Origin of the sequence: Natronocalculus amylovorans, assembly GCF_023638035.1 — an archaeon.
Classification (GTDB): domain Archaea; phylum Halobacteriota; class Halobacteria; order Halobacteriales; family Haloferacaceae; genus Natronocalculus; species Natronocalculus amylovorans.
In genome coordinates this window covers 562,394-583,385 of record NZ_JAKRVX010000002.1, presented here as the reverse complement: position 1 = coordinate 583,385, position 20,992 = coordinate 562,394, and the positions used below count along the sequence as shown (strand labels likewise).

The following is a 20,992-nucleotide window of genomic DNA, read 5'->3' as shown; positions in this document are numbered from 1 at the left end:
CAATTTGTTATGGCTCTCTTTGGGGCATTCTCGGATAGGAAACCGGGCGTACCGCTTCACACGGTGGTGCAGGTGCTTGATCGGCCAGCGCTTGTAGTTGGCACTGATGATTTAATTATTGCGGTCAATAGTAGCTTTGTCTCAAACTATGAATTTGACCCCACCGACGAGCACCGATCGACGCTTCCTGATTCCTATTCGTTCCCATCGCAATCCGATCTCCAAGGAGAGGGCCACATGACGATCGGCACGTACACGGGCGTGGTTACGTATGACCGAACTGAACTTTCGACGACGGCCGATGACCCTGCAGGTGTCCTCGAATCGTTTGAGCCTGTCTCAGATGACACCGTAGATCAAGAGCTTGACGCGCTGTTAGCATACCAGACGCAAGCGATCGGAGAACTTCGTGAGACGCTCTCGAAGCTTGCAACCGGTGACCTCACTGCAACCGCAGATATTACCACACCCGAGACGGAGAATGAAGCGGTTCTTGCGGCACACGATTCGTGCACAAAAATCGGTGCAGAGCTGGAACTCGTTATTGAGCGCTTTAGACGTGCGCTTGATTCGATGGATGAGCAAGCCGAAGATCTCTCTGCAATGAGTGCAGACCTTGGTAGTACAACCGAAGAAACCACAACCGCAGTGAATGAGCTTGGCCATTCTGCCGATGAGATCGCGACGATGTCAGATACAGTTGCTCAGCAGGCAGAAACTGCAACCAACACGGTGACAGACATTTCAACCTCAATCGAAGAGATCACAGCCACCAGTGAGCAGATCGCAACGGTCTCGGAAGATACCGCACAGAAGTCGGATGTTGTCGCAGCAACAGTCGATGAAGCTGTGTCAGAGATTGAAGAGGCAACTAGCACAACGCGCGAGGTGACAAACGAAATTGAAGCGCTTGCACGCCGTATGGACGAGGTATCTGATATTGTCTCTGTCATTACAGACATCGCTGACCAGACGAATATTCTTGCGCTCAATGCATCGATCGAAGCCGCACGCGCTGATACTGATGGTGCTGGGTTTGCGGTTGTTGCAGATGAGGTCAAATCATTGGCCACAGAAACCAAGTCCTCTGCTGAAGAGATAGAGGCACTCGTTGAAGATGTCACACACCAAACTGATAACGTCGTTTCAACTGCACGTCTCGCAACCGATCGGATTGACGATGGAGCCGCACTTGTCCGAGAAGTTGATACGGATCTTGAAACAATTGAGTGCCGATCGGACGAGGCTCACGATGGGGTCGAAGAGATTGCTGCCGCGCTTGATCAACAGGCAAGCGGTATCCATGATCTTGAAGCGATCGTTGATGAGTTCTCAAGTATGAGCGAAGAGCTTGCAAGCTCTGCGAGCCAGATTGCCGCAAGCACTGACGAACAAACCGAAGCAACTGCAAACGTCACTCGCCAAGCAGAACATCTGAGCACGCTAAGCGATTCGCTGTACGAACTGCTGGATTCGTTCAAGCTCGATTCGGATGACTCAGCGGCACTTGACCAAGTAGATACGGTCGTCGCCGAGAGCGGTGCAAATGTGAAGCAAGCCGAAACGGTACCTAAAAAGGCGGACTAGTATTGAGCCGATCGCTATTCGTTATCGCCACGGGTTGGGAGGTCAGGCTCAAACCCAACGGCAGTGACCGCCATATCAAGCACAGCGTCAACACCGTCGTTTTTCGTGACGCTCATGTATGCATCCGCCTCGACATCAGTTGACTGGTCGCTTTTGTTTGCGATCGTCAACACCGGAATGTCACGTCCTTCGAATCGCTCTTTGACCGCATCTCGAAGTTCAAGCTGTACGTTTAGTGGGTAGCCACAGTTGCCGGATGGATCAACGACAAACAGCACGGCATCTGCGAGGTGTTCAAGGGCACTCACTGCTTGCCGTTCGATATTGTTTCGGTCTTCTTCGGGTCGATCGAGCAATCCCGGCGTGTCGATGATTTGGTACCGAACTCGATCGCGCTCAAAGTGGCCGATTTGCACTCCTCTTGTGGTGAATGGATACTCTGCAATCTCGTTTGATGCTCGGGTAACCATATTCACGAACGAGGATTTGCCAACGTTTGGGTAGCCAGCAACGACGATCGCAGGCTCATCCGGGCGGATATCCGGAATCCCTTTGAGATCATCTCGTGCAGCCCCGACCCGAAGCAGATCGTCTTCGACCTCCTCAACAATGTCTGCCATCCGTGCAAACGCCTGTTTTCGGTGTTTTTTTGCAAGGTCTGGGTCAGTTTTCCGGAGTTTTGGTTGGTACTCGCTGCCAATCTTTCGGATCTGACGACTTGCCCACTGAATCTCGGAGAGACTCATTCGGACTTCATCGACGCTTACGACTGCATCGGCAAGCTCGTAGTAGAATGGATCGACAGTGTCAAAATCCGGCCATGCGGTCACAACGTTTTGGAGGTTATCCGAGAGGATGTTGACCGCGATCGTTAGCATCGACTGTTGGGCCTCAAGGCCGCTCTTTGCGTTACCGGCGCGAGCAGCCCGCGAGAATGCCTTGTCGATGAGTTCCTCCGATCGCGGTGTCGTCGGAAGATTCTCAAAAATCATTTCCCGATTCTACTCGGGCCGCGGATAAAAGCCCGTCCGTTTCACCCGTGCTGTGTGGGTCGTTCTCGCAGTCTTCGCTTATTGAAGTTCTTTTGCGCGCGATCGAAGCACCGGATGGAGGCTGCGATCGCCTGCAAGCATTTCAAGCGCTGCTGTTCCGTTGGCACGCCCGAGTCCGTCAATCGCTTGTCGACGGAATCGTGCATCCAGCCCACTTGCAAGCACGATCGTCCGGAGTTCACGTGTCGCTCCTGACTCAATCAACCGGTTAATTGCATCTTCGCGTGCCTGTGCGGGGGTTTGTTTGCTAACTGCTTTCTGAAACGACGATCGTGGTGATGCGCTCATCAGTCGTCGTTTGCACTACTATTAAAAAGAGGTTTTGGATTAATAACTATTCTATGGACCCGTTTAGTGAGATTCGTGAATATGGTCTCGGAGTCCGTCAAGATCATCAAACGCTTCGTTGCACTCTGCACAGGTGTTGTGATGCAGTGCAACGTGTTGGGTTACGCCAGCTGCCGATCGAAACTCCGCGTCACAGGTTGAACATGCGTATGCCATTGTAATTATTAATTGAGCTGGAGTCCTATTTAATGCTGTTATTACTTTTGACGTCTATTTAACGATCTACGTTATTAATTTGTGCTTGCGAGGCCCGTATTTGCGTCTGTTGTAACTCACAAATATAAAACCGGCTGAGAGGAGTAAGCCCCCTTCTGTTTCAACTCGACATTCGGCTCAGCGTCCGTCGCCGTGTTCGAACTACCTTGGTATCTCGATCGATGCTGATTGCATCAACCGTGATACCGAGCGCGGACTTGCACCAGTGAGGATTCACCGTTCCATCCATTCTCGATCGTCGGCTTACAGACACGGTGTGTCTGTTCGCGTACGGAGATGCCATGCGGCATCTCCCGGCCCTCGGTGGGTTATCTCCGTTCCCTTACGGGTCCGTTCGCACACCTCATCGGTCAGATCGAGTGGTCTCGTTTCTGTTCCAGAGCCAGCCGTCTCCGACTCCGGGCTTACACCCGGTCACCTGTTCGAACGGTGGGGGGACTTTCCTCATGGACAGATTGTCCACGGGAGTCGAGCTCTCTCTGCCATATAAATCTAGCTAGGGTAGCTGAATAAGCCGTTCGATCCGTCAAATTCGTTCTCCTCTCCGAGGGTATTTAAATGAAAGGAAAGCCTTCAAGTTCCGGTAGGTCATGTTTTATTATATGTCGAAGGCCCAGGCTGTTCATCTCTCTTATGATGACGGTGTCAGATCGGTCGAATTAGCGCGGGAAGCCGTCGAATCATACGTCCGTCACGGACAACGTGAACAGCCGGGAAGTATGCGTGAGATGTTCTACGAACGAACCGGTGCATTCGTTCGGCTCCAATCTCGGCGTGGGATGGGGCGCTTGCGCGGCTGTGCTGGCTCTGTTCAGTGGAACGACCAACTCGGGCACGGAATTGTCGATGCTGCAATTAAAGCAGCATCCGCAGACTCTGCAGGCAGCGAGGTAACCACAAACGAACTTGACGACCTGCTCATTTCGGTGTGTATCGTCTGCAACACGGTCATTACAAGCGATCCACTCGAAGAGTTAGAGATTGGAACGCATGGGATCACGATCGACGCCGGTAACAAACATGTCTCTCTGTACCCGATGCTCGCTGTTGAAAACAACTGGAGCAAAGAAAAGTTCCTCTCTCGTGCCTGCAGAAAAGCCGGTCTCTCACCGCTTGCATGGCAGGATGATGATACACTGGTGACGCTGTTTGAAGGACAAGTTTTCCGTGAACGTCTTGATCACGGAAGCGTCGAAGCAGTTTAAATACGAATTTATCGATTGGTATCGGTTTTAGTGCCAAACCCTGTTTTTTCAGCATCGTATGCAGCACGATCCGCCGCTGCATCAACCGAAAATGAGGCTCGATCGAGAACCTCACCGTCTCGAATCAGCGGTTTCAACAGCAGTTCGCTATCTGTTGGCCCCGGTCGGCCACGAAGACCGACATAATGTTCTCCCTCACGGGTTCGGTACACTTCTTTGACCCCTGAGAGTTTACCACGTTTTGCGATCGGTTCGCCATCAATCTCAACGATATCAAGTGCAAAGTCTACTGGATCGGCATTCGAGATCGCAGAGCCAACCCCGAATCCATCTACAAGCTCTCGGAGTGCTCGAAGATCCGAGACACCAAGCCCACCACTGACAAAAATTTCAACATCCTCGTAGCCATGTGCGTCAAGCTCCCACCGAACTTCACGGATAATGTGTGCAAAATCACCTCGGCGTGAGCCTGTTGTATCGAGACGGACGCCGTCGAGCCGATCGCCAAGCGTCGCTGCTGCTCGAAGCACCTCATCTTTCTCATCCGAAAAGGTATCACACAGCGCAATGCGTGGTGCTTCCGCGTCAACCGCCGCATCAAATGCCGTCCATGCTGCTTCCTGATTGCCGCGTCCGAATGCAAGCAGTAGCGCGTGCGGCATTGTTCCGCTTGCGTTCTTCCCGAGTAGATCGCCTGCGGCAACGTGTGAGAATCCATCAAGTCCTGCGATGAGCGCCCCACGCTCGACGACCGCCGCGATCGACGGGTGAACGTGTCTCGCACCAAATGAGAGGATTGAGGTCTCAGGTGCGGCCTGTCTGATCTTCAGTGCCTCGGTTGCAATTCCGGACGCATGCGAGAGAAAGCCGAGTAATGAGGTCTCAAGCCGTGCAAATTCAAGATACGGGCCTTCGATCCGCATCACTGGCCCGCCATCGAAAAGCCGCCCTTCTTGTATAGCATCGACATCGACCGCATGGCCTGCAAGCAGTGCGGCTACGTCTTTCACGCCTGCCAAGAGCTCGAACTCCCCATCCGGAAACTGATCGGCAGTCACCTCCGCGACGACGTGTGGGTTCTTTCCGGCGTGTTCGAGCGTTTCTTGTGTGCGATCGAAATACGCATCGGTTGCACGACCCGATCGGATCGCCTCCTCCGAAATAATATCAAACTCCAACGCGGTCATTAGGTGCTGTTCGGTTGGCTATTTGAAAAAGGCACTTGACTGGGTGTTTGGGTGAAGAGTGGTTTTTCATACCAGATTGTGGATACTGGTGGGCGGGGTAGAGAGTACTTCTTCATACCTGATTATACATAATGGCGCACGGAGTGGAGAGTACTTTTTCATACCTGATTATGGATACTGGCTGGCAGGATAGAGAGTGGTTTTTCACACCAGATTATAGATACTGGTGGGCGAGGTAGAGAGCACTATTTCATATCAGTTATACATGATAGCGGATGGGTGGAGAGTGGTTTTTCATACCAGATTGTAATTACTGTGGCCGCGACTGTTGATTAATAAACCTCTCATACGCCTTTTTTAATTTATTAGGGAGTAGCCCACCGGGCCGGTCGTTTGCGCTTGCAAGGATTTTGATCATCAACTCGTAATCGACCCGATCAATGTCGTATGTAAATCCAGATTGTCCTGGGCCTGCGTATGCATTCTCTCGGGTAAGTAGTCCAAGTTGGCTCATCTCTTTTAAATAATCTGCAACGCGGCGGGAAACGTTTGCACTCTCTAGCAGTTGATTTGCAAACTGATTGTATGTTGGATATAAGTCTGTTCGAGAGATTGGAGTCTCATTGTGTATATTATGATAGACAATCGCAGCAAGAAGCAGTTTTTCGTGTTCGTTTAGATCCTCAACAACTTCGTATACCCGATCGCGTCGCTTCTCTTCGTCCGCTAAATTAATATGCGTCTCTGTGACCACCGTGTCTTCGAGCTGTTTTGCTTTGACGCCTGCTTTTTGTAACAGAGCGATTGCATACCGTGCATCACCACCATTTTTACGTGCAATCGCAGCGGTGAATCCAATAATCGCCTCGTCGTATGCTCCCGATTTAAACGCAAGCTCCGCACGCTGTGTTATTATTTCTTGTAACTCCTCTACGTTGTATTTTTTAAATGTAATCTCTTTTAAACGCAAAGACGAGTCTGTCTTTGATTTTATTGACTCTTTGTATGCGATATCATTGCTTATCCCAATTACAGACGGGGTTACACTGTCAACTCGACCATTCGCACGACTTCTTGGAATTTCGTATAACAGCTCATCGCGAGTACCAATCCGATCGACCTCATCCAATACGACGACGACGTAATCTCTGACTTCACTTGGGGGCGTGATACCTTCTTGCTCGTGCAGATTGCTCAAAATAGACTGGAGGCTGTCTGATTGTTTGTTCCCAATAATATCTGTAACGGTTAGATCTTCTAAGTCTGGATAGCTCTTCTTTTCAACTGCATTTTGGACCGCTGAGCAGTATACTGTATTCTTGTATGTGAGTAGATCAAGTAGTTCAAAAAAGAGGCTGTACACACGGTCTGCAGGTAACCCCGCAGTTGGCAGCGCTTTTTTATCCGTACTCAGTCCGTTTTTTAAATAATCGTACGTGATCCTGTCTTCTGGGCGATCCCGTGACCCGCGTAAAAATGAGTTGACAATCGCGATCGCAGCTTGGTACGAGCTATTAATTGATTCGCAGTTTTGATATATAAATGTCGCATGAACATCGTCGTACGCTGATAGGGCCTTTTGTAACTGCTGTATTTTGTATTTAATAGAGACCGTCTTTCCTGTTCCGCTGATTCCATATATAAATGAATTAAATGGCTCTTCTCGATCGATAATCTGTTGCAAAATCTCACTTACTTCATTCAACTCATTATCGCGTCCCCGTAGCTCGTTGGGAATGTACGCCTCTGACAGCACTGTATCATCTGCAAATGGTGTCGTGGCCGACCTCTCAAATGTCATCCAACGATATATTCAACATATACTAGTAATAAAAATCTACTGTTTCATACCTTTCATACCAATGAGTACTATTTCATACCATCCCATGAACTATTTTTCACAGTGGAGTTTCCAATCTGTCAATTATGCTGGGTAGAACCAGCTCATTGGCGCTTCTTATAATATTTGCTAGGTGCCTGTGTGAGATTTGGTATGAAAAAGTACTCTCTCTAAGTGATAGGAATTGTGTGAGATTTGGTATGAAAAAGTACTCTCTCATTGGCCACGATCGCTGCCAAACGCGCACCGATCAGTCAGTACAAAAATAACCACTGTATTACCACACACGTACACAGCGACCCCGGCCAAACGGGCGGACTACTTTACCTATCAACAAACACATGATATGTACATGTCTCTTAGCGCGCTCTTTTTCCCGCTTTCATCGGAGCTTTCTCCACCCTTCTCCGATCCGATCGTCATAGTCGGTCTTGCGATGGTCATCTTTCTCACTGCACCACTGGTTCTCCAGCGCTATCGGCTTCCTGGAATTGTCGGGATTATTCTCGTCGGTGCCGCGATCGGCCCCAACGCGCTGCATCTGCTCGAACGGGACGCAACGATCCAACTGCTTGGAACGGTTGGCTTGCTCTATCTCATGTTCATTGCAGGGCTTGAGATCAACCTTCGACAGTTCGTCCAATATAAAGATCGAAGCATTGTGTTTGGGCTGCTTTCGTTTCTGATTCCACAGGCGATCGGGACGATCGCTGGCATTGCACTTTTTGACCTCTCATTCGCTGCCGCGTCGCTTTTTGCGGCCATTTTTTCATCACATACGCTGCTCGCATATCCGATCGCCGCACGCCTCGGTATTGTAAACAACGAAGCAGTCACAGTTGCTGTCGGCGGGACGATCCTTACAGATACGCTTGCATTGCTCGTGCTTGCGGTTGTGTTAGCGTCCGCTGACGGCGGACTCACAACTGCCTTCTGGCTGCAACTAACGATCGGATTACTGCTCTTTTTTGTGGGTGTCTGGCTCATTGTCCCTCGTATTGGACAGTGGTTTTTCCGCCGGTATGCGGCAGAGAGCTATCTAGAATTCCTGTTTGTCATGGTTGTCCTCTTCGCGTGTGCGTTTCTTGCCGAACTGGCTGGTGTTGAAGCAATTATTGGTGCCTTCCTTGCTGGACTCGCGCTCAATCGGCTTATTCCGGAGCGTGGATTGCTCATGAATCGAATCGAGTTTGCAGGAAATGCAATCTTCATTCCATTCTTTTTGCTGTCGGTTGGGATGCTCGTTGACCTCTCGACGGTGATGGACGGTCCGCAAACGCTCAGCATCGCAGCTGCACTGATTGGATTTGTACTCATTACAAAATTCGTTGCCGCGTGGATGACCGGACGGCTCTACAGCTACACCCGCGATGAAGTCTCCGTTATGTTTGGGCTCTCGGTCGGGCAGGCTGCGGCCGCGCTTGCGATCGTGCTTATTGGATTCGATGCCGGAATACCTGGCTTCGATCAAGCGATGATTAACGGTGTCGTCTTGATGATTCTCGTCATTAGTCTTGCAAGCCCGCTTGTCGTCGATCGGTCTGGGACACAAATCCTCAAAGCCACGACCGCACACCAACCACAATCCGATTCTGCACAACGCATTCTTGTGCCGATTCATACGGAGACACCACACAGCCAGCAACAGGCACTTCTTACTGTCGCGATGGCGATCAGAGAACCACAGAGCGAGATTCCAATTCACGTTGTGTCCGTTGTTCGCCCACGGAGAGATGGCGTGTTCGACCCCGAAATCACCGCTGCTAAAACGACACATGCGGAGCTGGAGGCGTATGGAGCAAGCGTTTCAACGGCGATCGTCTCAAATATCCGTATTAACCATAACATTGCGTCGGGCATCATTAATGCGAGCCGAGAGAATCAGATCTCCACGATCGTTATTGGCTGGGATGGGAGCCGATCGCGTCGGCAACAGACTGTTGGGGGAACGATCGACCAACTGTTGGCTCGAAGCTCACAGCTTACACTGGTCACTCGCAGTACAGCGCCCCTTAGCACGACAACGCGAATTATGCTTCTGCTTCCGCCCGATATCACCTACAATCGCGGATTTCCCTCAGCGCTACCAACAATCGCACGGGTGGCAGCGCAGTGTCGTGCACCGATCGATGTGATCTACATCGGTGAGAAACCCCCGCAGTCGGAACCAAGCCCCACTGCAGCGATCGACAGCCATATTGACACGATCCAGACCACGGATTGGAAAGGTGTGCTGTCGCTGCTTCAGCAGCAGGCAACGGACGATACGCTCGTCGTCTGTCTGAGTGCCCGTCGCGATCGGATCGGGTGGCATCCAAAACTACAGACGCTTCCAAAAAGCATCTCCACGCTTACCACTGGTAATTTCATTATTGTCTATCCCGAAACAACTGGGGATCTCGATGATCGACAGTTCTTCCGTGTCAGCTAGGTTGCGATCGCGACAACTGTTACTGTCGCCATCGAGCAATCGCCGCAACGGCAAGCAACGAGAGCGCAGCAACAACGACGCCAAACCCAGGGATTGGACTTTCAGTTTGTCCAGTATCGTTTGTTTCGGTAGTCGCATTTTGGTCCGTGCTTGAGCCACTATCTCCAAGCGCTTCAGCGACGCTTGGACGGAGCTGTTCAACGGCTGCCTCATCGGTCCCGTGTGCGATCGTTACGGTTGTTTCATCCACGTGAACACCGTATGTGCCACGGAATGGGCCATCAGCAATCATCTGCATTCCATTTTCTTGCTCAGACACGTTGTGTGCGGTGAGAATCGCCTGATATGCCTCATAAAACTCGATCGCATCATCTTCGCTTTCCCACTCAGTCACCCATACATATCCATCCTCGTCATCGCCGCGACGGTATGGATACAGCTTGTCGTTTGCCCAGCCGTCTGACGGCTCTGAGACGTAGTTGAGCTGTTCATATGGATGGGATACGGCACCAATTTGTCGCCAGTCGATCGCCTCGGCCCCATACTCTTGAGATTGATAGTGTAACATCGCATAGATCGATGCTTCACCAACGGTGTCTGCCCCGTCGACGCCTTGGTCAGGATACAGCTCCCACCCGTCGGTTGCTTCATCAGTGAAATCGATCGGCGTTGGCTCGCGATCGGTTCGGTGAATCACTTGTGTGGTCGATCGTGGTGGGTCCTCCATTCGCTCTCCAACGGCATCCCAGCCGTCTGCCTCAACAATATCATGAACGTAGCCTGGCCCATCGGAATACGGCTGGAATACGGTTAGATAGATACCAAGATTCAGATCACCACCGCCTCCACCCCCTTCCTGTTCAGGTGGAGATGCACACTCCCACTCGGACTCACAGTACTCCTCATAGAGCCGCTCGGTATAGACGGCTTCACCCTCAACAATACCATTGATTGCGAGATCACGATCCTGTGTCTCACCTCGGTAGCGAGCATCACCTAAGTCGTGATACTGGTCCTGCATCGCGTGTACGTACTCGTGAACGAGCGTTGTATCGCTTATAATCGGATTCTCCGTGTCCGGTGTGATGATCACAATTTGATTCTGTGACGGGGAGTAAAATCCACCCACAGCACTTCCAAGCGTTTCACCGATCTCATCGTCGGACCCGCTATCCTCGCCGACGATCATCAGCCCTTTCCACACTTGGTCGTTCCAGCGATTGAATTCCGATCCACCGTCACCACCGCCTTGGGATTGCTCGCGGTACTCCGCACGCGTCATCACATCAACAGGGACGTCTTCTTGGAACTTCTGCCCTCGAATATACTCGACGCGGGCCATTGCTTGTTTTGTGAACTGTTCGAACTCCTCATCGCTTAATCCATCTGACTGGTCTATCCCCAGTTCGTCATCGTAACAAACTCCACCAACACAGCCGATCGGCTCGTCAGGGTCAAAATCAGACTGTTGGACCGACGCAGTTGGCCCGGCGACACCTGCATCGGACGGTGTTGCTGCAACCGGCGAGAGACCGATCGTCGAAAACACGCCGACAGTCCCGGCACCAACAAGGAGGAGGGCAAAACAGACTACCAGTAACCGTCTCATACCTGAGTAACGGGATGGATGCTCAAGTAGCTTGTTGGAGATAAGGCTGCATCTCTTTTGATCTCCAGTGACTATGTCTCTCCATGCCGTTTGATCCAGAAACAACCGCCGCTGCTATCGTCGATATGCAAAACGGATTCTGCCACCCGGATGGCTCGCTTTACGCACCGCCAAGTGAGGTGGCGATCGGCCCGGTCCGATCGGTTGTCGAAACAGTCCGCACTGCCGGTGGCTCGATCGTCTACACCCAAGATATCCATCCACCAGAACAGTTCGGTGATGCAACGTACTATGATGAGTTCGATCGGTGGGGCGAACACGTTGTCGAGGGGACATGGGATGCAGAGCTGGTATCGGAGCTCGACGTTCAACCTGCTGATCACATTGTTGAAAAACACACGTACGACGCCTTCTACCAAACAAATCTTGAAGGCTGGCTCCGTGTACACGGTATCGATACGCTACTCATCTGTGGGACGCTTGCAAACGTTTGCGTGCTGCACACCGCAGGAAGTGCTGGGCTTCGTGATTTCAAACCGGTTATTGTCGAGGACGCACTCGGCTATCTTGACGCCGAACACAAAGCGTACGCTGTCGAGCACGCAGACTGGCTCTTTGGGGAGACGATCACCATCGACGAGATCGAGTTTCAGTAACGCTGATCGAATCTTTTTCTACCATCCTCGGTGTTGTGTAGCTATGGCACGTGGTGACCTCGAAGCAGTTCCGGGTTGTACCGATCTCTACTATCATGACACGGGGATGTATGATGTTGACGGCTATGGAGCGGTGTATATCTACGATACCGATCACCCCGCAGTGATTGATACAGGCATCGGGACAAACGTAGAGCTACTCATCGAATCGATCGCTGAGGTTGGTATCGAGGCGACCGAACTCGAATATATCATCCCAACACATATCCATCTCGACCATGCGGGCGGTGCAGGGTTCCTCACGGAGGCATACCCAAATGCAACCGTGCTTACTCACGAAATCGGCGTTCCGCATCTCATTGATCCTGAACGATTGATTGCAGGAACAAAAGCAGCGGTTGAGAGCCAGTGGGAGTTCTACGTTGACCCAAAACCGGTCCCGGAAGATCGGATCTCCGGACTCGAAGATGGCGACGAGATTGATCTCGGCGATCGAACACTAACCGCGCATGAAGCGCCAGGACATGCACCACACCAACTTGTGTTTGAAGACACACATGACAACGCTGTTTTCACCGCTGACGCGGCGGGGATTTGGGTTGCTCCACGAAACGAGGTTCGAGAAACCACACCGCCATCTCAGTTCAATCTTGATGCATGTCGCAGAGATATTTCAATGATCCAATCACTCAATCCTGACCACCTCTGTTTCGCCCACTTTGGACCGCGCGAGTACGACGAAGCGCTCCTCTCGAACTATAAACGGACGCTCGTTGAATGGGTTCAAGCAGTTCGAGAGAAACGATCGAAGTTTGACACCGATGAGGAAGTCATCCAGTACTTTATCGCAAACACGGAGACGGTCGACGTATGGGGTCAGCGAAAAACACAGGCTGAAGTACGACTTAACACCCGCGGTGTCCTCGGATATCTCGATTATATGGCTGATCAGTAGTCATATATACAACTATTCACAGATTCCCACTCTCTCAATCGAGTGCAGTATGCGATTCACAAACAACTCTTTTCCCGTTCTATACTGTGTGAATATCTGTCACGAATTCCAAACGGTTTATAATGTTTGACGTGTAGTTGCCCCTATGGATTTCACCGAGGCAGAAGGCTCCTTCGAGCATGAGTTGTTTGATCGGACGACGCTTTCTCAACAGTTCGATCGGAGTGCAACGACGCATGCCGATCGGGTTGCACAACGATACAAAGGTGGCGTGTACGATCGATCGCTTGTTGCTTCGGGTTGTATTCCTGCTGCAGAACCCAACAGCTACAGCGATCTCACGTACGCGGAGATGCATTCAATTGTCAAGCATCTTGCTGCAGGATTTCGAGAACTTGGTTTGGAGACTGGTGATCGAGTTGGGCTCTTTTCGGATACCCGAGCAGAGTGGGCCCACACCGACTTTGGTGTGCTCGCGGCCGGCGGCGTTGTGACAACCGTATATAAATCCTCCTCGGAGAGACAGGTCGAACATCTGCTTGGCGATCCTGATGCACGCGGTGTTGTTGTCGAAAATGCCGACTGTCTGAAACGGGTGCTTGCCGTTGAAGATGATCTTGATTTGGAATATATTGTTGTCATCGATACGATCCCTGATGGCAGCGGTATGGCTGGTGCCCTCCGCGATCGCGATGACATCTACACGCTTGGGGAGCTCCATGCAATGGGCGAAGATGCGTATGATGAGGGTGCATATCAATCATGGCTCGATGAGCGCGATCCGGATGATCTTGCAAGCCTGATCTACACGTCTGGGACGACTGGCAAACCAAAAGGTGTCAAACTCAGCCACTGGAACTTCCGATCGAACGTCAACCAAGCCTATCGTCGGTTTGCACCCCGACCGGACAAAGATCCCTCGCTTCCTGCGATCGAGCCGGGAACAAAAACAATCTCATTCCTCCCGCTTGCACACGTCTTCGAACGCATGGCTGGGCACTTTTTAATGTTCTCTGCTGGTGCAACAGTTGCATACGCAGAGAGTCCAGACACGCTCCGCGATGATTTCCAGTTGGTTCGGCCAAACGTCGCAAGTTCCGTCCCGCGAGTGTATGAGAAACTCTATGATGCAATTCGTGAGCAAGCAAGCGAATCCCCTCTTAAAAAGAAGATCTTCAACTGGGCTGTCGATGTTGGTCAAGAGTATCACACAACTGAAAACCCTGGTACAGTAGTGAATCTCAAACGATCGCTCGCGGATAAACTAGTCTTCCAGAAAGTCAAAGACGGCGTCGGAGGAGATGTTGACTTCTTCATCAGTGGTGGCGGGAGTCTCTCAGCCGAACTGTGTGCAATGTACCACGGCATGGGTATCCCGATTTTAGAGGGGTACGGCCTCACAGAGACCTCCCCAGTTATTTCGGTTAATCCGATCGACAAGCCAACAGTTGGAACAATTGGCCCACCAGTGTATGAGATGGAGGTCAAAATTGATGATACGATCGCAGGCGATGTTACAGGTGAAGCCGGTGGTAAGGTCGGCGAACTGCTTGTAAAAGGGCCAAATGTGAGCGACGGCTACTGGAACCTTCCTGAAGAGAGCGAGTATGCATTCGATGCTGCGGGCTGGTTCCGAACCGGCGACATTGTTGAACTCCGTCCTGACGGATATATCACGTTCCGCGAACGAGCGAAACAGCTGATCGTCCTTTCGACCGGCAAAAACGTCGCACCGGCACCGATCGAGGACGCGTTCGCAGCAAACGAACTCATCGAACAGTGCATGGTGCTTGGAGATGGCAAAAAGTTCATCAGCGCACTTTTTGTTCCGAACTTTGACGGACTCCAGTCGTGGGCGGATGCAAACAATATTGATCTGCCTGCGAGCAAGCGCGCTATTGTTCGCGACGATCGGGTCCTCGATCGTATTCAAACGGAGATCGATGCGGCCAATGAGCAGTTTGAGTCCTACGAGCAGATCAAACAGTTCCGCCTCGTGCCCGAGGAGTTCTCCGAAGAGAACGATATGCTCACGCCAACAATGAAGAAGAAACGCCGAAACATCCTCGATCGGTACGCTGACGAGGTTGAAATTATATACGAGTAGTTTTGAGCCAATTTATATTGTACTGATCTGCGAACGTTCTTTGGTTGCGTCTCTGTCTGGCTCACCCGGTCCTCGATTCAGTGTGATCCGAACAATGTTTCCACGATGATCAGGGGTATCAAACGAGAGTGCACCACGGTGCCGATTTAAAATTGTCTCAACAACCCAGAAACCAACTCCATTCGAGTGCGTCAGCTGAGTTATATCCTCATCTCCGACATGGAGTCGTTTTTCTGTCTCTGGAATCGGCGGTCCGTTATCGACAAACTCGATCGACAGCTCACCGGTTACCTCTTCGACTGTTCGAATCGTTACTGTCGGCTCCTCCTGATCATTATGCGTAATTGCATTGTCAATAAGATGTTCAAAAACCACTGAGAGTTGGCTACTGCCATAAACGATCGCTTCTTCGGGAAGTTCACGCACGACTTTTGCACTGTCATTCATGCTCTCGGCCTTTTCAGCCTCTGTAACAAGCAACGGTACAACATTGATCGGCTCGCTTGGGAGAGTGTCGGTCTCTAAAACGGATTTGAGCTGTTGTGTCCGTTCACTTAGCGACTCGATCTCCGCTGCCCGCGTTTTGATTGTTCTAACATATGCTCGCTCATTGGCGGGTGCATCACGCTTTTGTAACCGTTCAAGCAGGAGGTCTGCATTCCCTGCAATGATGTTTGACCCGGTTCGAAGATCGTGGCGAAGCACTCGGTTGAGAATTTGAATCTGTTTCTGCTGTTCAAACCGATCGGTAACGTCAGCATAGAATACGTATCCTGTTGAGACGCCTTCGGTTGTGGGTTCGCAGGGATTCACTGTTACAACATGCACAAAACAGGTTCGGTTACCAAGTGGTGTTTCCCGCTCGACAGCAATACGGTCTGTCTCTCTTCCTGCCATTGCGTTCTTAATAAGCGATCGCTCTTCGGCTGTTGGCTCCCCAGGGATAACGGAAAAGAGTGACTTTCCACGAACCGCATCTGCAGCGGTCGCAAACGCTTTTTCAAATTCGTCGTTTACTGCGACAATCTTGACTGTTTCGCCATCATACTGTATCTCTGCGGCTGCATCACGAATGTTCGTAAACAGAGAGCTGAACGTATCTCGTTCGTGTTCAAGCGCTTTTGTCCGCTGCGTCAGTGTTTCACCCAGTGTATTAAATGATGAGCTAATCTGTCGCCACTCGGTCCCGCCATCGAGTGTCAGTTCATAAGTGTAGTCTCCCTGCGTAAATGCCTCAAAGCCAGTTTCGAGCCGTTGGATCTGCCTGATATTATCCCGATAGATCCAGACAGCAAACAGCACCAGTGTTAACACAACAATCGTGACACCACCTGCTTGAAACAGTGCTGTTTCACGCGTTTCTGCAACAATGTCCGCACGATCGCGGGTAAACTGAACTGTCCAACCTGTTGTTAGCACATGTGCTGTGCTTACGACAGGATCGTCAATCTGTGATGGCTGCTGATATACGGTCTCACCGGCACGGCTGGTGACAGTAACCGTTCTCTCCTCTTGGCCGTTTTGAAGGTCTAACAACGGTGCGAGCAGTTCGCTTCCGTCGTCAAGGCTCACAACCCCACGAACAAATCCTTCCAAAGACGTATCCTCGTATATTGGAATCGTAATTAGGAGCACATGGTTCCCATCTGCAAGCTCGATCGGTTCACTAATTTCAACCTGTCGTTCAACAGGGGTAAACTGGTGTTCAACATTGGTGTGCGCCTCAATATCGTCTGGCAGCGTCGAAGTAAGGGACCCACGCTGTAACTCGATCTCTCGATCCTGATCCAACAGCTGTATCTTCTCGAATCCTGCCTCCCTTCGTAACTGATCCAATACAACCCGTTTATTATCTACATTTTCACCACGTATTCGTGGATCGCCTGCCGCAGCCTGTGTGAGCGACACACGCATCTGAATCTCGTTGTTAAGCTCGGTTGCAACGAGCGTCGTACGTTGATCTAGCCGATCCTGTTCGCGATCGATCAACTCAGCACGCTGGTTCTCAAATCCGATATACACAACGCCCGAGAGAAGCAAAATAATAATAAAAGAAAGTGCGAACTTTGCGGTTAAACGCATCTACTGTTTTAGATGGTTGGTTGTAATTTAGGTGTTGCTTTATTTTATAATGGAGAGACAGCTAGGCGTAGTTTCATTGGTATTTATTCAGGTGCTCGTGGAATATGTGTACATGAGACACGCAACTGGATCGTTGCTTACCATTGACGTGGGTGAGCAGACCACAGAAACAACAGCGATCGACGAGGTGCTATCCGATTTTATTGGCGGGCGTGGAGTGTGTACGAAGCTCGCAAGCGATCGAATCGACACAGACGTTGACCCGTTCGATCCGGAGAATCGACTCTACTTTGCGAGTGGACCATTGCAACAGTCAACGATGTCATTCACTGGTCGGATGAACGTAACTGGCGTCTCTCCGCTGACAAACGGGCTACTCTCATCCAATGCGGGTGGGTTTCTGTCACGCAACTTCGTTTCGACTGGACACTCAGTCGTTGAGCTCACTGGCGAGAGCGAGACACCGCTCATACTGCATGTCACAGACACAGGGGTTTCATTCGAACAAGTTCCTGAACTCACAGAAGCAACGGTTCCCGAAGTGACTACACACGTCGAAAACAGCCGTGGGTTGGATGAGACACATATCGCAGCGATCGGTCCTGCAGGAGAAAACCGTGTTCGATTTGCCTCGATTATGACTACGGAGTCACGTGCGTTTGGCCGCGGTGGGCTTGGTGCCGTGATGGGTGCAAAGAGCGTGAAAGCGATCACGTTTGACGGTGATTCAGCGCCTGAACTTGAACTGGAGTTCCCAGCTGATGCAGGCGAAATTCACCAAGAGGCTGCCACGAGCGATCACATCATGAAACGGCAAGGGACGGCCAGCGTCACTGATCTTGCAAACGAAATTGATGGGCTTCCAACACGGTACTTTTCTGAAACCTCTTTTGAAGGGGCGTCCGGCATCAACGGGGATGCGGTCGAATCCAAGAAGTACAAGAAAGGGACCTGCTCGTCATGTGCGTTTGCGTGCAAACTGCCAACGAAAGACGACGATCGCGGCGTCGAAACTGAGGGGCCTGAGTTTGAGACGATCATGGCGTTCGGTTCGAACACGGCAACTGACGACATTGTTGATGTCATGCAGTCAAACGAACTCTGTGATATCTACGGGCTCGACACGATTTCGTGTGGAGATACAATTTCGGCGTATCTTGCAAGCGAGGATGAGTTTGGTAACACCGAACTCATCCACGAACTCATCGAACAGATTGCGTTCAGAGAGGGTGTCGGTGATCTGCTTGCAGAAGGCGTCGATCGCTGCCACGAAGCGCTTGGCGTAGAGAACTGGACGGTGAAAGGAATGGAGTTCCCAGGCCATGAAGGCCGACGACTTCATGGACAAGCACTCTCCTACGCAGTCGCAACCCGTGGTGCAGATCATATGTTTGCCACATTCTACGCGTGGGAGTATCCACTTGTTAGCAAAGGCACTGCGTTCGATCCGACGGGGATCACCCCTGAAAAGGCCCAAGCAGTTGTCCGACAAGAGAATATTCGGGCACTCGAAGACTGTGGGATTATCTGTCGATTCTCCCGAGGTGTCATGACCGAAGAGCGGTTCGAGGCGCTCTTTGATACCGACTTTGCATCGCTTGTCTCCGTGGGGGCAGACGTCATTCAACTTGAACGATCGTTCAACAATCAGCGTGGATTCGATCGCTCAACCGACGTCCTCCCATACGACGTTCCAAATCTACAAGATGGAATTGATGCATACTACGCTGCGCGGGGATGGACCGAAGATGGGTATGTCTCGAAGACAGACACGGATACTGCAGCGCCAGCAGACGACTAGTTGCAATGGAGACATACGACCTTTCACATCCAATCCGATCGGGAATGCCGGTGTATCCAGGGAACCCACCAGTCGAAATTGCTCGGACTGCTTCGATCGAGCCTGATGGCTACCGAACGGCACAAATCCGTCTTGATTCCCATACTGGCACGCATGTGGATGCACCCGCACACATGCGTGCAGATGGCCCGACGCTGGACGAATTTCCGCCAGAGGCATTTCGATTTAGTGCGGCCGTGGTTGACTGTCGGCCGCTCTCTCCACGATCACAAATCATGCCACAGCGTGTCGCAAACACACTCTCGGAAATCAATATTGACACGATCGACATGGTGATTCTTCAGACTGGCTGGGACACCCATTGGGGAACCGATCAGTATTTTGATCATCCGTTCCTTGCTCCAGAGACTGCAGCATGGCTCGCAGAGCGAAACCTCCATCTTGGTATTGACGCACTCAATATCGACCCAACACCAACCGAGAACGCGTCGGAAAACGAGCAGACAGGCTATCCGGTACACCATACCCTGTTTGCAGCCGATCGGCTGGTTGTTGAGAACCTTCGCGGCCTCGCACAGCTCCCAGCACAGTGTACGCTGCATGCGTATCCGCTTGCGATCGAGGATGCAGATGGCTCGCCGGTTCGGGCGATCGCAACAACTGATAGTGTGTGAATCCCACACAATATATGTGTGTTGGTGGTGTCTGCTCCGATATGGCTCGTATACCGTATGCAACAAAAGATGAGCTTCCATCCGAATATCAAGATCTGCTTGTCTCTGCATTACAAGGAAAGCCAGTGAACGTGTACAGTGCGATTGGGAACAATCCGGATGTGTTGTATGGGCTTCGAACATTCCTCGGATCGCTCTGGCAGGATTCCGGATTAGATGACTATCATCGCGAACTGGTGATTCTCACGGTCTCCAGAGAGGCCCCCTCTCCATACGAGTGGCATCAGCATGTGAATATTGCTCGGGATGTCGGTATTAGTGATGCAGAAATCCGACAGATCGCCGAACAGGAGTACGATGCATTCGATGATGCGGAGGCCGCACTCTTAGCATACGTTCGAGCAGTTGTCAATGACGACGTAACAGATGAACTCCACGACACGGTATCAAAACAGTATGATCCGTGTGATCTTGTCGGCGTTGCAGGATTAGCGGGCGGATACACTGGGCTTGCACGAATGCTCAACGCGTTCGCAGTTGAGACCGAAGATGAGTTCGTTGGCTGGTCGTTAGAAAACGAAGAGTAGCGTTAGTAGTTGGTATATCCGCCCGTATCAAGGTAGTTGTGCGCAACGGTAATCGTATGGTCCGCATGGAGTAGTTGTGGACCGACCCGGACACGCGTGGTCGCCGCCTCCGAAAGCAATTTGGCTTCTTCGTCAGTGAAATCGTGATGATCGGACAGTACAAAGACCGGGTCCGTTGGTGGTTCAACATCCACGATCGGTGTGCCGTCTTCGTGTAGCTCAACAACGGTCCCCTCCCGCGAAACTCGCGTGAGCGTTGTCTCAAAACCCATTCGGAACAGTTTCACTCCTGGTGATGGCTCCGCTGGCATGTGGCCGATCGCTTCATCAACGTGCTCTAACACGTTTCGGATTCGTGAGGCGATCGTCCGCTCATCGGGATGGAGATTTCTGAGTGTCGGCCCATCGAACTGAACGGTAAGGGTATCCGAAAGCACGAGATGGACTCGGACATCCTCTCGGAACCCATGTGAGAGAAAGAACGCGGAGTTCACACACCGACAGAGCACGTCAATCCGCCCGCCACCGCTTGGGAGATCGTTAAGGGCAAAGTCGGGCGTTGTCGGCACGTCATGACCGAGAATAATGAACTGACGCATACTAGCTCTCCGCGATCGATCGGTATGTGTCTGTTCACTTACGATGATAGCATGAA

General features: G+C 51.3%; 17 protein-coding genes and 1 other RNA gene. 9 read left to right on the top strand and 9 right to left on the bottom strand.

Annotation, left to right across the window (positions count from 1 at the left end; all coding sequences use genetic code 11):
- Positions 1–9 precede the first annotated feature (9 nt).
- Complete coding sequence (locus AArcSt2_RS07365; protein ID WP_250583597.1) at positions 10–1,587, top strand: methyl-accepting chemotaxis protein; 1,578 nt, start codon at positions 10–12, stop codon at positions 1,585–1,587.
- 14 nt (positions 1,588–1,601) lie between these two features.
- On the opposite strand, the gene AArcSt2_RS07360 is transcribed toward AArcSt2_RS07365, so the two are convergent.
- The 4 genes from AArcSt2_RS07360 to rnpB form a co-directional block, all read right to left on the bottom strand.
- Positions 1,602–2,579 (bottom strand): NOG1 family protein, encoded by a 978-nt coding sequence (locus AArcSt2_RS07360; protein WP_174652226.1) that lies wholly within the window; start codon positions 2,577–2,579, stop codon positions 1,602–1,604.
- A gap of 78 nt (positions 2,580–2,657) precedes the next feature.
- Entirely contained in the window at positions 2,658–2,927 is a 270-nt protein-coding gene (locus AArcSt2_RS07355) for a hypothetical protein (RefSeq protein WP_174652225.1), read from the bottom strand.
- A 63-nt stretch (positions 2,928–2,990) separates the two neighbouring features.
- Positions 2,991–3,143: a C2H2-type zinc finger protein gene (locus AArcSt2_RS07350; RefSeq protein WP_174652224.1), complete on the bottom strand. Its 153-nt coding sequence runs from the start codon at positions 3,141–3,143 to the stop codon at positions 2,991–2,993.
- A 132-nt stretch (positions 3,144–3,275) separates the two neighbouring features.
- Positions 3,276–3,687, bottom strand: an RNA gene (gene rnpB / locus AArcSt2_RS07345) — RNase P RNA component.
- 118 nt (positions 3,688–3,805) lie between these two features.
- Between rnpB and AArcSt2_RS07340 the strand changes: the two genes are divergently transcribed.
- Positions 3,806–4,408 carry a TIGR00296 family protein gene (locus AArcSt2_RS07340; RefSeq protein ID WP_250583595.1) on the top strand — a complete coding sequence of 201 codons (603 nt, stop codon included), beginning with the start codon at positions 3,806–3,808 and terminating at the stop codon, positions 4,406–4,408.
- Positions 4,409–4,416: 8 nt separating this feature from the next.
- Here the strand turns inward: AArcSt2_RS07340 and AArcSt2_RS07335 are convergent, their stop codons facing one another.
- Together AArcSt2_RS07335 and AArcSt2_RS07330 are read right to left on the bottom strand one after the other, a co-directional pair.
- Positions 4,417–5,595: a nicotinate phosphoribosyltransferase gene (locus AArcSt2_RS07335; RefSeq protein ID WP_250583593.1), complete on the bottom strand. Its 1,179-nt coding sequence runs from the start codon at positions 5,593–5,595 to the stop codon at positions 4,417–4,419.
- A gap of 310 nt (positions 5,596–5,905) precedes the next feature.
- Positions 5,906–7,396: a Cdc6/Cdc18 family protein gene (locus tag AArcSt2_RS07330; RefSeq protein ID WP_250583591.1), complete on the bottom strand. Its 1,491-nt coding sequence runs from the start codon at positions 7,394–7,396 to the stop codon at positions 5,906–5,908.
- Between the two features lie 391 nt (positions 7,397–7,787).
- On the opposite strand from AArcSt2_RS07330, the gene AArcSt2_RS07325 reads away from it, so the two are divergent.
- Positions 7,788–9,866, top strand: coding sequence for a cation:proton antiporter (locus tag AArcSt2_RS07325; RefSeq protein ID WP_250583589.1), 2,079 nt, complete (start codon positions 7,788–7,790; stop codon positions 9,864–9,866).
- 19 nt (positions 9,867–9,885) lie between these two features.
- On the opposite strand, the gene AArcSt2_RS07320 is transcribed toward AArcSt2_RS07325, so the two are convergent.
- Positions 9,886–11,475 (bottom strand): Hvo_1808 family surface protein, encoded by a 1,590-nt coding sequence (locus AArcSt2_RS07320; protein ID WP_250583587.1) that lies wholly within the window; start codon positions 11,473–11,475, stop codon positions 9,886–9,888.
- A gap of 83 nt (positions 11,476–11,558) precedes the next feature.
- Between AArcSt2_RS07320 and AArcSt2_RS07315 the strand changes: the two genes are divergently transcribed.
- The 3 genes from AArcSt2_RS07315 to AArcSt2_RS07305 all read left to right on the top strand — a co-directional run bounded on the left by AArcSt2_RS07315 (position 11,559) and on the right by AArcSt2_RS07305 (position 15,193).
- Complete coding sequence (locus tag AArcSt2_RS07315; protein ID WP_250583585.1) at positions 11,559–12,131, top strand: cysteine hydrolase family protein; 573 nt, start codon at positions 11,559–11,561, stop codon at positions 12,129–12,131.
- 43 nt (positions 12,132–12,174) lie between these two features.
- Positions 12,175–13,086 (top strand): MBL fold metallo-hydrolase, encoded by a 912-nt coding sequence (locus AArcSt2_RS07310; protein WP_250583583.1) that lies wholly within the window; start codon positions 12,175–12,177, stop codon positions 13,084–13,086.
- A 145-nt stretch (positions 13,087–13,231) separates the two neighbouring features.
- Positions 13,232–15,193, top strand: coding sequence for an AMP-dependent synthetase/ligase (locus AArcSt2_RS07305; protein ID WP_250583581.1), 1,962 nt, complete (start codon positions 13,232–13,234; stop codon positions 15,191–15,193).
- Between the two features lie 12 nt (positions 15,194–15,205).
- Here AArcSt2_RS07305 and AArcSt2_RS07300 read toward each other — a convergent pair whose 3' ends face one another.
- Positions 15,206–17,275 carry an ATP-binding protein gene (locus AArcSt2_RS07300; protein WP_250583579.1) on the bottom strand — a complete coding sequence of 690 codons (2,070 nt, stop codon included), beginning with the start codon at positions 17,273–17,275 and terminating at the stop codon, positions 15,206–15,208.
- A 112-nt stretch (positions 17,276–17,387) separates the two neighbouring features.
- Between AArcSt2_RS07300 and AArcSt2_RS07295 the strand changes: the two genes are divergently transcribed.
- From AArcSt2_RS07295 to AArcSt2_RS07285, 3 genes are read left to right on the top strand one after another with little or no spacing between them, the layout of a single operon-like run.
- Positions 17,388–19,076: an aldehyde ferredoxin oxidoreductase family protein gene (locus AArcSt2_RS07295; RefSeq protein ID WP_250583577.1), complete on the top strand. Its 1,689-nt coding sequence runs from the start codon at positions 17,388–17,390 to the stop codon at positions 19,074–19,076.
- 5 nt (positions 19,077–19,081) lie between these two features.
- Entirely contained in the window at positions 19,082–19,750 is a 669-nt protein-coding gene (locus AArcSt2_RS07290) for a cyclase family protein (RefSeq protein ID WP_250583575.1), read from the top strand.
- 41 nt (positions 19,751–19,791) lie between these two features.
- The gene (locus tag AArcSt2_RS07285) at positions 19,792–20,337 is read left to right on the top strand and encodes a carboxymuconolactone decarboxylase family protein (protein WP_250583573.1); all 546 of its coding nucleotides are present in this window, start codon (positions 19,792–19,794) and stop codon (positions 20,335–20,337) included.
- A 2-nt stretch (positions 20,338–20,339) separates the two neighbouring features.
- On the opposite strand, the gene trmY is transcribed toward AArcSt2_RS07285, so the two are convergent.
- Positions 20,340–20,936 carry a tRNA (pseudouridine(54)-N(1))-methyltransferase TrmY gene (trmY, locus tag AArcSt2_RS07280; RefSeq protein WP_250583570.1) on the bottom strand — a complete coding sequence of 199 codons (597 nt, stop codon included), beginning with the start codon at positions 20,934–20,936 and terminating at the stop codon, positions 20,340–20,342.
- Positions 20,937–20,992: the final 56 nt, after the last annotated feature.